The 13,505-nt window shown below is 48.5% G+C and carries 12 protein-coding genes; 6 read left to right on the forward strand and 6 right to left on the reverse strand.

The features are described 5' to 3' along the window. The first annotated feature begins 6 nt into the window (after nt 1–6). The 6 genes from BUC01_RS03270 to BUC01_RS03295 all read left to right on the forward strand — a co-directional run bounded on the left by BUC01_RS03270 (nt 7) and on the right by BUC01_RS03295 (nt 8,422). On the forward strand, nt 7–1,809 hold the full coding sequence (locus tag BUC01_RS03270) for a hypothetical protein (protein WP_073312717.1): 1,803 nt from the start codon (nt 7–9) through the stop codon (nt 1,807–1,809). A gap of 14 nt (nt 1,810–1,823) precedes the next feature. After that, the gene (locus BUC01_RS03275; protein WP_025830746.1) at nt 1,824–4,274 is read left to right on the forward strand and encodes a MutS N-terminal domain-containing protein; all 2,451 of its coding nucleotides are present in this window, start codon (nt 1,824–1,826) and stop codon (nt 4,272–4,274) included. A 4-nt stretch (nt 4,275–4,278) separates the two neighbouring features. After that, complete coding sequence (locus BUC01_RS03280) at nt 4,279–5,835, forward strand: glucosaminidase domain-containing protein (protein ID WP_025830745.1); 1,557 nt, start codon at nt 4,279–4,281, stop codon at nt 5,833–5,835. Then, nucleotides 5,832–6,014 (forward strand): hypothetical protein, encoded by a 183-nt coding sequence (locus tag BUC01_RS03285; protein ID WP_025830744.1) that lies wholly within the window; start codon nt 5,832–5,834, stop codon nt 6,012–6,014. Before BUC01_RS03280 ends, BUC01_RS03285 begins: the two co-directional genes overlap by 4 nt. Nucleotides 6,015–6,086: 72 nt before the next feature. After that, nucleotides 6,087–6,692, forward strand: a complete 606-nt coding sequence (locus BUC01_RS03290; protein ID WP_025830743.1) for a hypothetical protein — start codon at nt 6,087–6,089, stop codon at nt 6,690–6,692. A 5-nt stretch (nt 6,693–6,697) separates the two neighbouring features. Further along, complete coding sequence (locus BUC01_RS03295) at nt 6,698–8,422, forward strand: zincin-like metallopeptidase domain-containing protein (RefSeq protein ID WP_073312719.1); 1,725 nt, start codon at nt 6,698–6,700, stop codon at nt 8,420–8,422. Between the two features lie 401 nt (nt 8,423–8,823). On the opposite strand, the gene BUC01_RS03305 is transcribed toward BUC01_RS03295, so the two are convergent. The 6 genes from BUC01_RS03305 to BUC01_RS25370 form a co-directional block, all read right to left on the reverse strand. Continuing rightward, complete coding sequence (locus tag BUC01_RS03305; RefSeq protein WP_025830742.1) at nt 8,824–9,195, reverse strand: DUF2958 domain-containing protein; 372 nt, start codon at nt 9,193–9,195, stop codon at nt 8,824–8,826. Between the two features lie 2 nt (nt 9,196–9,197). Further along, on the reverse strand, nt 9,198–9,488 hold the full coding sequence (locus BUC01_RS03310) for a hypothetical protein (RefSeq protein WP_025830741.1): 291 nt from the start codon (nt 9,486–9,488) through the stop codon (nt 9,198–9,200). Between the two features lie 208 nt (nt 9,489–9,696). Further along, nucleotides 9,697–10,719 (reverse strand): site-specific integrase, encoded by a 1,023-nt coding sequence (locus tag BUC01_RS03315; RefSeq protein ID WP_073312724.1) that lies wholly within the window; start codon nt 10,717–10,719, stop codon nt 9,697–9,699. Further along, nucleotides 10,716–11,705, reverse strand: a complete 990-nt coding sequence (locus tag BUC01_RS03320) for a tyrosine-type recombinase/integrase (RefSeq protein WP_025830740.1) — start codon at nt 11,703–11,705, stop codon at nt 10,716–10,718. The genes BUC01_RS03315 and BUC01_RS03320 overlap by 4 nt, the downstream gene beginning before the upstream one ends. Further along, nucleotides 11,698–12,930: a site-specific integrase gene (locus tag BUC01_RS03325; RefSeq protein ID WP_025830739.1), complete on the reverse strand. Its 1,233-nt coding sequence runs from the start codon at nt 12,928–12,930 to the stop codon at nt 11,698–11,700. Before BUC01_RS03325 ends, BUC01_RS03320 begins: the two co-directional genes overlap by 8 nt. 132 nt (nt 12,931–13,062) lie before the next feature. Then, complete coding sequence (locus tag BUC01_RS25370; RefSeq protein ID WP_175560858.1) at nt 13,063–13,212, reverse strand: hypothetical protein; 150 nt, start codon at nt 13,210–13,212, stop codon at nt 13,063–13,065. Nucleotides 13,213–13,505: the final 293 nt, after the last annotated feature.

Below are 13,505 nucleotides of genomic sequence, written 5' to 3' on the forward strand. Positions count from 1 at the left end.
AGGTATATGGCAGTAAAGAACAGTCAGCGATTCGCAGAGATAGAGCGTCTGATGGGCGACTATTTCGGGTGTCACCTTGCCCCCGTGATGGGCAGGGTACAGCGGGACTTGTCTAACAGACAGGCAGACGAGATGCGAGCCTACTCCAACAGCGCGGCTGGCATCCTACGCTCATTGGCCACTGCCAATATGCCCGGTGATGACCCATACGCCACGCTGAGGATTACAGGCGAGTGGAACAGCAAGACCGCCGAAGACTATCTGGCGATGTGCAAGGAGGCTATTATCGGCAACAAGGACATGCAGCGTGACCTTGCCGTGATGGCAGAGGAATGGCGCAAGGCGGTGGTAACGGAGATAGGACGCGAACGGTACGATGCACTATCTAAACAACTCGGCTGTGATTTGGCATACGCCTATATCGACCACCGCATGGAACAGATGATGATAGAAAAACTAGTGAAAGACCGTCTGCCAAAATCCTCTGCCGACTATATCATCCGCAAAGCGGCACAGAGCAGTCTGTTCGGTCTGCCCTATGAACTGAACAAGTCACCACTTGCTGCAGAAATAGAAGCGAGAGGAGAGGCAGCCTATAAGCCCTCTCGAACAGAGAAGGCAGCGGGATGGGCTGCCGGTGCGAGTGCCGATGCCGTGGCCATGGGAGGTATCGGCTCATGGGCGACTTTCGCCAAGTTTGTCGGCATCGATATGGTGATGAATGTCGGCATGGAACGCCTTGGCAAAAAAGGCAGCAAACAAGAGGTCAGTGTCGAGGAGTGTATCAGCAAGGGAGTTTTCGGTACGGACACCAATGTCTTCGCCTCATTCCGCAAACAGGCAAAGGTCATCAAGAACCACGAGAACAACTATATCAAGGCTACCAACAGCCATTTCAAGAACAAGATTCCCACGAGCAATATCACATTTATGGATTGGACGAAACAAACTGAACAGACCTCCTTCCCATGGAATAAAGGTACGTTCCTTGACCCTCAGAGAAACGAAGCAGCCAAACGTACAGGCAAGTACAAGGATGTGCCCTTGATAGTCGCACCCGGACAGGAAGACGAGTATCTGAAGGTTAAGGCGAGACTGGATGCAGAGGCTGAGAAGGAGAAGAAAGCAGAACCGCAGGAAACTCCTGATTCATCGACAGAAGAGGCAACACCATCTGTAGAATCGCCAGAGCAAGCCGCCTTGCAGACCAATGAAAGTGGATGGGACGGACTTTTACAGAGCTTCGGGCTGAACGGCTTTTCAGACATTGGCAAGAACCTTGGCTATGTGTTGGCGATGCTGCCCGATGTACTTGTAGGACTGTTCACGGGCAAGACGAAGTCGCTCAATATGGACAACAGTCTGCTTCCTTTGGCCTCCATCGTGGCTGGTATGTTCGTAAAGAATCCCATACTGAAGATGCTGTTGATAGGCATGGGAGGTGCCAATCTGCTCAACAAGGCGGGACATGAGGTGCTGGGCAGGAAACAGCAGGAAGGCATTGCACCAACTGTGGTGGGTGCTGGTGCGTCACGTGTGCAGTACCGACAATATCCCGATGAGCCACTCAATCCTCGCATCAGCAACCCGAAGCTGCAAGGTCGATGCCTGGTTGCAAACATCGACCATGTGCCTTGTACCATCCAACTGCCTGATAGCGTGATTGGGGCGTATCAGTCGGGGGCATTGCCACTGAATACATTGGCTAACGCCATACTCGCCAAGAACGACCAGATGCGTCAGATGGCAGCGACTCAATATGAGGAACAGACACGGGAAACAATGATACGACCAAGAGGAATACAATAACAAAAAATAAAAGCATGAAAGAGAAATCAGATTTTGAGAAGCGGGCGGCGGAGAAACAGGTGTCGCTGCTTACTGAGGCACTGACGAGTGCGGTAGATGCGAAGGGGCATTGGTTGAACGCAAGTGGGAAGCTATATCCGAAACTCTATCCCAAGGGCTTTTCGGTCAGTCCGTTCAATGCCCTTATCCTTGCCCTCGACTCAGATGCCAAGGGGTGTAAGAGCAATCTGTTTACGCAGTTCTCCGAAGCCAAGGCACGGGGTGAGAGCGTGAGGGAACATGAAAAAGGCGTGCCGTTCTTGTATTACAATTGGAACAAGTACGTCAACCGCAACAATCCCGACGATGTCATTACTAAGGAGGCATACGCTGAGCTGTCGGACCAGGACAAGCAACAGTATAAGGGAGTGAAGAACCGTGAGATACGTGTGCTCTTCAATATCGACCAGACGCTCCTGCCAATGGCCAACGAAACTGCCTACACTACAGTCTTGAAGAAAGACGGCACGGTGGAAGACAGAGGTTATGGCGATAAGGAGGACAAGCAGCTTCATGGGCGCGTCAACGGTTTCCTTCAAAAGATGAAGGACAACCTTGTGAATGTCCGTCAAGACGGTACGGGTGTGGCACATTACGACACTGAGAAAGATGTTATTTACCTTCCTCGGCAACGAGACTTCGAGCACTACAACGACTATGTACAGGAGATGATGCGTCAGTTGGTGTCTGCCACTGGTCATCAGCAGCGGTTGGCACGTGAGGGCATGGTCATGAAGAACGGCAAAGCCCCGTCTGAGGATGCCGTGAAGAAGGAGAAGCTCATCACGGAACTTGCTTCGGGTGTGAAGATGCTCGAACTGGGACTGCCCGCTCGCTTGTCGAAGGACAGCTTGGGCATGGTGGATTATTGGACGAGGGAACTGAAGGAAGACCCTTGCCTGATTGATGCCATCGAGAGTGAGGTGAACGGTGCGCTGAAGGTGTTGAAGAAAGCCGAACTGGGTGAAAAGGTGGAGTATGCCACCAACCAGCATCAGCGAGAGACGGCGCAGATGCAGGGACAGTTGCCCAACCATTATTTCGTGGCTGACGAAATCAAGCAGCATCCCAATGAGGAGCAGCGTACCGTGGTTATCGTGCGCGATGATGCTAATAAGACCGCCGATGTGGTGTTGCCACAGGGTGCGTCGTTGGAGGTGAATAACGAGATCAAGGGAATGAACAAGCAACGCTTCACCAATGCCTTGCAGAAAGAAGGCTATGACAACGTGCGTTTCTATAATCCCGATGGTGCCTTGGGTTTCCGTCCCGATGACAGTTATTTCGCAGACAAGAAAATCACGGTATCGAGGTTGCGCAACTGGTCTATCGAAGACCTTTCCTCATTAGATGCCACGGAAGCCGTGATCCACAGCCGTGACATCGGTTTCGATAATGTGCAGTTGGTGAAGGACGACAAGGAGCGGTGGGCATTGTACATCAAGCCCGAAGGCAAGGAAGGCTTTGCCGTCTATCCCGACAAAGGAGACCTCAATCATTTCTTCACCACCTTGAAGCAGTCGATGGACAACATTGAGCGTGTGCGTGAGGAATTGGCACAGAAGTATTATGCTATGGCAGAGGCGAAACCCGACCTGAAGGTTGACATCTTTGGTGGCAATGAGCAGGAGGTTGATCTGAACCGCATCCAGCGTGTAGCGGTGTTTCGTGCCAAGTCGGGCGAATGTCTGTGTGCAGCCACTATCGACGGCAAGAAATTGCAGCCGAGAAGTGTCAGTCCGTCCCAATGGCAACGATTGTGGGTGGCTCCTGACAGGGATTCATATAAGCAGAGCCTTGCCGCCTCGCTGTTTGCCGATGTATTGCAGAAAGACAACAACGTCGAGCAAAGTACACAGGAGAAGCAGGAAGAAGCGACGGAGGTGAAGCAAGCGGAAACGGCAACTGTTGAGAAGCATGATGAACAGAAAGAAATGGCACAGCAGGAAGATAAACCTTCAGACCAGAAAGAACAGGCATCAGAACAAAGGGAAGAGAAGAAGGAAGAAAAGGCTGTCAAGGTTGCTATCTCTCCCCTTGTCCAACAATATCTTGACTTGAAGAAAAAACATCCTGATGCTATTCTTCTCTTTCGTTGCGGTGATTTCTACGAGACTTACAAGGATGATGCAGTAAAGGCATCCAAGATATTGGGCATTACGCTGACAAAGAGCAATGGGCGTAAGGATGATGAAGGCAAGCCGTTGGCAATGGCTGGATTCCCATATCATGCTCTCGATACCTATTTGCCGAAGCTCATTCGTGCGGGAGAACGGGTAGCCATCTGTGACCAGCTGGAGGTGCCGAAGCAGACAACATCGTCGAAGCGTGGAATAACGGAGATGGTGTCACCGGGAAAAGAGGCTGGAAGGCCGATGGCACAGGAGAACCAGGAAACAGAACAACACACCAGTCTAAGGAGATAGTCTTATGGGAAAGAACGCAGCGTATGCCGCACAATATGCGGAGGAAGCCAAAGAGCAGATGCGGAGGTATGGGATTCCCGCCTCCGTCATCTTGGCGCAAGCCATTCTGGAAAGCAGCAACGGACAGAGTCAACTGTCTCGTGAATGCAACAATCACTTCGGCATCAAGGCTACGGATTCGTGGCTGAAGAATGGCGGTGAGTATGGAGTCTATACGGACGACAAGCCTAATGAGAAGTTCTGCAAGTACAAAAGCGTGGGTGACAGCTATGAGCATCACTCGCAGTTCTTGAAGCAGAACAAGCGTTATGCGCAGTGCTTCACGCTTTCACCTGACGACTACAAGGGATGGACGAAGGGCATTGAGAAGGCTGGCTATGCCACTGGCGGCGGTTATGCAGCGAGTCTGCAACGCGTCATTGAAGCCAACGGACTGGACAAGTATGACCGTGAGGTGATGGCAGAGATGCGAGCAGAAGGTCGGTCGTTCGGCGTGGAGAATAATCATCGCAGAGAAATGCCTGCTGCCCATGTACCGCAGTCTGCCGGGTATTCCTTTCCTGTAGAGCGAGAGGAATTTCTCTTCATCACCTCGCCTTTCGGTAATCGCCAAGACCCTATGGATGCCACCAAGCAGCAGATGCACAAGGGCATTGACATCAAGACGAACCATGAGGCGGTGCTGGCTACTGAGAACGGCGGAAAGGTGGTTGCGGTGAACCATAATGCGAACACGTCAGGAGGGAAATCCGTTACCGTGGAATACAGCCGTGAGGGTGGCAGCAAGGTGCAATGCTCCTACCTGCATCTTTCCGACATAGCAGTAAAGGTAGGCGACGTGGTTAATGCCGGACAGAAGTTGGGGATGTCTGGAAATACCGGCACACGAACCACTGGCGAACATCTGCATTTTGGAGTGAAGAGCGTATCGGCTGACGGCTCAAAAAGGGATATGGATCCAGCCGCTTATCTGGCAGAAATCGGACAGAAAGGTAACATCAAGCTACAGGCCCTGCATAACGGCAATGACCTATTGGCGAAATACAAAAGTGACGTGCCGCAGGAGCAGAAGGTTTCGTCGGAGGACTGGATGAAGAAACTCCTTTCCTCAGAGGACAGCGGCGTTGGCATTTCGGGAACGAATGATCCAATACTCGACATGGCGATGACCACCTTTATGTCGCTGATGATGTTGGCAGCGCAGATTGACAGCAAGGATGAAGAGCGACAAAAGGGACTTATCTCTGCCATGGCAGCCAACCGGCTCGTAGATCTGACTTCGCTTGTTCCAGGCATGAGGCAATGCGCCATTACTGTGGGGGAGAACGGCAAGACCGTGCTTCATGCAGAGAGCGGTACGGTGAAGATTGACCGTGAACTGACCTCCTCGGAGATGAACCGCCTGTCGCTCATTTTGGGCAATGTCAACCTGTCGGAAGAAAGCAAACGGATGAAGATAGCGGGAATGGTGACAGGCATCGTGGCGACACAACAGGCTTCGCAGAACTTCGAGCAGGGGATGGAGGCTGAGAGTCAACAACAAAATCTGCAAAGGAAATGAAAAGGATAGCATGTCATCTGTGTACAGTGTTGATGGGTATGCTGGCAGTGGCAGGGCACTTCATGCTTACCCAATGGCTTTTCGGTCAGACCGTGGCCGTCATCCATCTCGGCTTCCAACTTATCGTAGCAACGTGGATGGTCTATGAACTGATACGTGCGCCGGTATATGATGATTGAAAAGAGATTATTGACATTGCGAAGACATTTCACTTGGACAATGGAGATGTATAATTCAAAAAGTATCGAGCAATGATCAAATGTAATGTAACAGTGTGCGGAACGGTCAGCAAGGCAGCGACCTGCCGCACGAACAAGGAGGGCAAGGCCTTTGTGAGCTTTGCCATGAACATAGTCATTCCGGCGAAGAGCGGGATTAACAAGACTATCGAGGTGTCGGTCATCAAGGACGGGACACTGACGGAGGTAGGCAGCTGCAACATTGGCGAGCACATTGAGGTAGTCGGTGTATTGGTACCGAGGAAACGGGGCGATGCCCTTTATTTCAACCTGTCGGCAAGCAGCATCAGCCACCAGACTGCCGAGGCAGAGGACTACATCAAGGGCGTGATGGAGTTCCGCGGCAAGGTGGGCAAGAGCATTGAGGACAAGACAGACAAGAATGGTGTGCCGTACTGCCAGTTCTCCGCTTTCAGCGCAGAGAAGGTACAGGACGGATTTGAATACATCTGGGTAAGTTTCTTCCTCTTCGATGGCAAACGTGAGGCATGGCTGCAACCGGGTGTGAAAGCGAACATCAAAGGGGCGTTGTCTGTCTGTGTCTTCAATGACAAGCTGGACTTCTCCTGCCGAGTGTCGGAGATGAGCGAATATGTTCCGCAGCCCTATAACGGTTAAAGACTATGGGAAAGCCTTATACTAAAGAAGGTCCGAGTGCCGAAGACAAGGCACTCGGCCTGTTTGCCGATATGATGATTGAGCGTATTCAGTCGCTGTCGGGCAAAGACGGATGGAAAAAGCCATGGTTTACAGAGGGCACGCTGCAATGGCCGAAAAATCTGAACGGACGAGAATATAATGGCATGAACGCTATGATGTTGCTCCTGCATTGCGAGAAGGAGGGTTACAAGATTCCTCGCTTCTGTACCTTCGACCGCATACAGCAGTTTAACAAAACTGGCAAGAAAAACGAGGAACAGAAGCCCCGTGTGTCAGTATTGAAAGGTGAGCATTCTTTTCCTGTGATGCTCACTACGTTTACGGTGGTCAATAAGGAAACAAAGGAGCACATCAAGTGGGAGGACTACAAACTGCTCTCTCAGGAGGAGCGCGAAAAGTATAATGTATATCCAAAACTTCAGACTTACCATGTCTTCAATGTGGCGCAGACCAACCTGAAGGAGGTCAGACCAGAGTTTTGGGAGAAACTGGAACAGGAATACTCGATGCCCAAGGTAGAGAAGGATGAGCAGTTTGCCTTTGAACCCGTGGATAGGATGATAGCGGACAACCGTTGGATATGTCCCATCAAACCGATGTTCGGTGATTCCGCCTATTTCTCCATCAGCAAGAACGAGATTGTGATGCCGGAAAAAAGGCAGTTCAAGGACGGGGAGTCTTTCTACTCGAACCTTTTCCATGAGATGGGACACTCCACGGGTGCGGAGGGACTGTTGGACCGCATCAAGCCCGCTACCTTCGGCTCGGCAGAGTATGCACGCGAGGAACTGGTGGCAGAACTGACGGCTGCGCTGACCGCTCAGCGATATGGCATGACGAAGCATCTGAAAGGAGATTCGGCTGCCTATTTGAAGTCTTGGCTGGATTCGCTGAAGGAGTCACCGCAGTTCATCAAGACCACGCTACTCGATGTGAAAAAAGCTACCTCAATGCTCACGCAGCATATCGACAAGATTGCTATGGAGATAGACCAGGAGAAAAAGGCTGAGCAGAAGGAAAATGTCGGCAAAGAGGAGAATATGGAGGGAAGTATGGATGACGGGCGGGTATATTACGCTTCCGTTGCCTATCTCCAATCAACGGATGACACATCGGAACTGGATAAGCTGAAAGATCGAGGAGACTATGATGGACTACTGAAACTTGCCAAGGATTACTATGACGGTAACGGCATGGACGAGGAGCATACTTACAGGAAGCCATGCCAGAACAGAGGCGATGACCTGCTGATAGAGGACAAGGACTTTGCAGTGGTATATAATGGCAGTGTCGGTGGTACGTATGAGGTGTTCCTAAAGCATACGGAACAGGAGGTGCGTGACCATATCACTCGCTATGGCATAGGACGTGCCAGTGAGGACGTGAAGGCAGTGGCGAGGGAGATGACCGCCGAAGAGTTTTCGGAATTGGCGCAACGAAAGATGCCGATATTCCAGATGCCAAATGGCGGTCTGCTGAACCTGCAATATAACAAGGATAAGGATAGTCTGGATGTGGGGACTGTGACCAATACAGGACTCTCAGTGAAACACTCCTTCCCTTTCAGCCATGACCATTCTATGGATGCAAACATCAGCTCTGCGTATGAGCAACTGCTCGACATGGAGGAGTACCAGAAGGAAGAGGTACAAGAGGAGCACGTTGCCAAGTCCGCTTTCCGAAGATGAGAGTAGTATCGTAGTATATACTAATCGTAGGCTTTACTACTCATAGTAGGTACTAACAATAGTCAGCCGCAAGGAGTATTGTCCCTGCGGCTGCTTTGGTTATGGAGTTACTTTTGACAGTCTCTTATCCACTCTTTCCAATCTATGTCATCAACAGTTAATTCTTTGGTCTCCCAATCGTAGTCGATGTTTGGCAAATTGGAATATGGGAAATAGATGCTGTACCCGATTTGCCCATAGGAGCAAAATAACGGAGTGACTGCGAGTTCTCGACCATAGTAAGAGGATGGTTGAAGATAGTTCCTCCAACAAAAGCGGTCTCGTTTAATGCTGCGGCAGATATGCCTGATAAGTTGATTGCTGTCCATTATCTTTTGTCTTTGGGTGTTATCATATGATGTTCACTTCTTTTCCATTCTATTCAGGAAAGTCTGTAAATCCTCGTCTGGAATGCTCTTCAGTTTCACCGGCTTGAAGCCGTCCAACTGCTCCACTTGAAATATCTCGTCCACTCCATATTTGGAGCCATCCACCTTTACGCTCTCCATTTCATTGACGGAGGTATAGCCATACTCCGTTTCATGCAGACCGCATACGATGGTGAACAACGTGGTGTCGTTACCTTCCGGCTGTCCTTCAAGTACGAACCAACGGACGTGTCCGATGAAGAATATTGCCACACAAACGGCATCCTTGCCTTTGCCGTCCTGTGAATACAGAGGATAGGATTTCAGTCTTTCCTCCAATGCGGGTGTAATCAATCTGCTTGCCATAGTCAATCGTTGTTAAGTGTTCTGTAATACATTCCGTTCTCTACAAGGTGTTCGATAGTCTCTGCTGCCAACTGGCACACCCACTCGTCACGCTGGTCATAACGACCTTTTTGATAGTCGTTGGCAAGGCGTTCCAAGAAGGCAAACACCACCTTGCCCTTTTCGTTGATGAGATAGCGATGGTCATCTGCAAGGGCGTTGCCTACCTTGGAGGCAGAACCCATCTGACCGTTAACGAACCGTGAGAAGCACTCGACAAATGCCTGCTCGTTTTCTGATAATCTGTTGTTCATATCCTTTGAATTAAGAGTTAAATACTTGCCTGATAATAGATGTTTGGCTCACTGCTGACGTTGTAGATATAATCTCCGCAACGCTTATGCAAAGATTCTCATAAAAGATGTTATGAGAAGCGATAAATTATGAGTAGTGGAACATGGAAATCATTGCAAACACCATCATTGGGTAAAATACTTCTCCGTTCCACTGCTCATAATATTTTTATTTCCCTAAAGACTGAAGCCACGAAAGAAGGTTCTTATCCTTGTCCCATATTCTCTCGGGTACTGGCGTTGTTCCTCTATATGCCTTTTCCAAAGCCTCTCTTTTAGCTTTGGAATCAGCTCTTGCATAGATTTCAGTAGTCTGGATTGAGACATGTCCGAGTATATCCCTGAGATAAACTATGTTTACCCCTTCTTGAAGCAAGTGCATGGCTCTTGAATGCCGAAAAGAATGTGGACTCACTCTTTCCGGTATTAGTCCGGGGTCTATCATTCGGGCGTGATTTGCATAAGTTTTCACGATAAAGCTTATACCTTCCCTTGTAAGTTTTCTTCCCTGACTGTTTCTGAAAAGGGGAACATCAAGAGGTGCTGTTGGATAATGGTTCTCTTTCAGGTACTCCTTCAAAAGTTCGACCTGCTGTTCTGAAAGCGGGACGATCCGGGCCTTACGGCCTTTCCCGACAATTTTTACAGTATAAGGTTTTGATTCTATTCTAAGGCTTCCGAGCGTCAAGTCAGCCATTTCTTGAACACGCGCACCTGTATCATACATCAGGGACAAAAGTGCCTGATGGCGCCGTCCCTGTCGGGTGGATGTTTCCGGTTGAGAAAGAAGAAGTTTGATTCCCTCTATCGTAAGATACTCGATAGCTTTTTTCTCCTGATTCAATTTCGGGATGGAGCATATGGTCTGCCATTTGTCAAGGGATTCCACCGCAGGGACTTGGAGGTATTTGCAGAAGGAACATATGGCTGCGAGCCTTTGGTTCCTTGTCTGGGGCGAGACGGACCGCTCCTCGATCAGCCATCTCAGGAAGCTTACGACATTCTCTTTTACAAGATGCTTAAGCTTCAATTTTTCCACCGGGATATGTTTCTTCTCGTCCATGTATCTGATGAAGTCAATGAAAGCTTTCCTGTAAGAAGCTACAGTATTTGGGCTTACATTGCGCTCGTGAGGGAGATACTGTGAGAAATACCGGGTTATGTGGAATGCGAAGTCTGTGGTTGTCTTCATAATCTGCTGGTTTTAGGGAAGACAAACTCATTTATAGAAGAGACACGGTCTTCTATATCCGGGAACATTGACAAGGTCAGCCTGACATAATATTCTGTTGAAGAAGGTTTCATATGTCCCAGACTTGATGAAAGGATGGGAAGGGCCGTATAGATGTCAATACCTTCATCCGACATTTTAGCAAGTGCATGAGTCGCGGATGTATGTCTGAGAGAGTGAACTGTTGGTCCTATTGACCTCCCCTGAAGCTCAATGCCAGCATCCTCGCAGCTTCGGTAAAAGAATCGGTAGACAGTTGTCTTGGTAAGAGAATCGCCGTCAAGCCGGATAAACAGAGGCCGTTCAGGGTCAGTCAGGTCTTTCAGGGACAGACTGTTCCTATATTCCAGATAGTCAAGAAGAACTTTTTTCATCGACTCGCAGAGAGCGACCATCCTTTCCGAGTTATTTTTGCTGTCTCTGATTTTGATTATTCCTATCGACATATCCACATCCTTATTCTTCAAAGCCAGTGCTTCCGATACTCTCAGACCTGTGCTGTATAAGAGGCGCAGCAAAGCCGGCATTGAGAATAATCCATTACGCTTGTCATTGGAGAGGTACTTCTGATTGTCAATCGCCATGAAGAGAGCCTCTATCTGTTTCTTGCTGAAGATATAAGGCACAAAAGAAGATCTGGGTCTTCTTGGCAGACGTGGAATAAAGCAATGACAGCCTCTCTTGCTCATATAAGACAGGAGCTGTCGCCATGCGCTACACTTGTGGTAGAGTGTTCTCTCGCAAATATTATTCTGACTTTCCTTCCATTGATTATACCATGTTTCTGTTACGAAGGTGTCCTTAAGTCCCGCTCTAAGCACATATTTGTCAAGATCATTAAAAATCCAGCTTAATGTGGTCGAGTCCATGCCTTGTGCCCGTTTCATCCTGAGCAGCTCCTCCATATATGGTCCTAAAACGCTTTCATAGGAGACTTTTTTACTCATACGATCCTCCTTTCTGCTCATAGAACCGTTTGGACACTTCCGGAACCGGAAGTACGCATTTTCTTAACGACTGTATATCGATTTTGAGATATACGTTTGTCGTTTCGGAACTTTGGTGTCCCAGAACTTCTGATATCGTTGGCATTGTCGCACCTAACCCCAGCATGTTTGTAGCCAATGCGTGACGCAGGGAATGTGGTCCGTGTTTCCTTTGAGATGTGTCAATGCCTGATTTCCTCATGACCGACTGGACAACATTACTGACAATTCGAGAGGTTATCTCGCAATATGGAGCTCTCGCAAGCAGGAATATGTTTTCGGAAGATGAATGTGGCCTTCCGTTCTTGAGATAGTCTATGATAGCGTTTCCAACTTCTGCCAGAAGCGGGAGTTCCACAACTTTCCCTGTCTTCTGGGTGGACAAGCGGATTTCACTTTTTTGCCAGTCGATATGAGAGAATTTAAGACCTGCAATATCGGCAGCCCTCAGACCAAGTCTTGAAGCGAGCACGACAATGGCATAGTCCCTTTTCCCCAAGAATGTATTCCGGTTTATTATTCCCTCAATCCTGAGAATTTCAGCCTCCGAATAGAACGACGGTATACGTTCCTTGTCATGTGCCTTGAAGTTATCCAGAAAGTAATCCAGTCCATTACCGATGATTCGATTATTCTTCAGGTATCTGACAAAGCCTTTGATAGATATGGTTACTGAACGTTTCTCCAATTGAACGGCTGACATATAGGAGAAGAGATGGCTTTCTTCCATCTCGGCAACTCGCGCTATACTTTTGTCGGTAAGGTAACTTACGAGTCTGCTTAGGTGTCTTCTATGGTTATACAGGGTATGCTCTTTACGCCCCGATACCTGTAGATAAGCAATAAAGCCTTTCGCCAATCCGCCTATTTCGCCTTCCAGTGGAAAGTCTGTTTTTGTATAACAGCGACGACGTATTCGCCCGATGTTGAAAAGGTCATCCAGCATATGGATTCCTCTTCTGATTACACGGGGATACTTTTCTACCAACAGTGCGCCACTGGCGGATTGAAGATATTTCTGACCAATGTCAGGAGAATAATCTTCTACCCCAAGCTCATTCATAAATGACAGAATACCCTTGTACCAGGTATTCTTACAGTGCTGAATGTAATTCTTGCAATGGCGGTTCTGGAGGAAGTATTCATCGCATAACTTAAGAAGCCTGTTGATGTTTTTTTCTTCCATATTTGTATTCGTTTTATGAGCAAAATCACTCAAAGCAAATATAATTATGAGAAGTAGTTATGACAAGTCTTTGAGGTAATTTATTCGCTGACAAATATCTTGATAAGCAGTGCTGTAATCACTACTCATAATTTATCGCTTCTCATAACAACGCACCAACAAGGCATCCATGCCATAATAGATGCGCTTCATGCCTCTGATGCTTCCGCTCTTGTGGAAGTTGGGGAAACGGCTGATATTGCACTGCTTTCCTTGTTCTTTGCTCAATCTTCTTGTCCTCATATCGTTTAATGTTTGAATGTTCAACTTGTTTTTAACTTCGTTGAAGAAACTCACACTCAGCATAGTGAATAAATTCCCTCTGCGTTCGCTTAACCGTTTCTTTCTTCCCTCCTTTTGAAGCCTTTCGGCTCCGCTTGCCGGGAACTGATTTTTCGTGCATCAAAAGACTGCGGAATGAGGGCGATAAGGCAAGGAAACAGACGGAGGAGTTAATGAAATACCCAAATCTTTGATTTGCGGAAAGCTGTCGTTCAATCCTCTGCCTGTTAGCATGGCGGTACTTGACCATTCGC

Source organism: Bacteroides stercorirosoris (assembly GCF_900142015.1).
GTDB classification, from domain to species: Bacteria; Bacteroidota; Bacteroidia; order Bacteroidales; family Bacteroidaceae; genus Bacteroides; species Bacteroides stercorirosoris.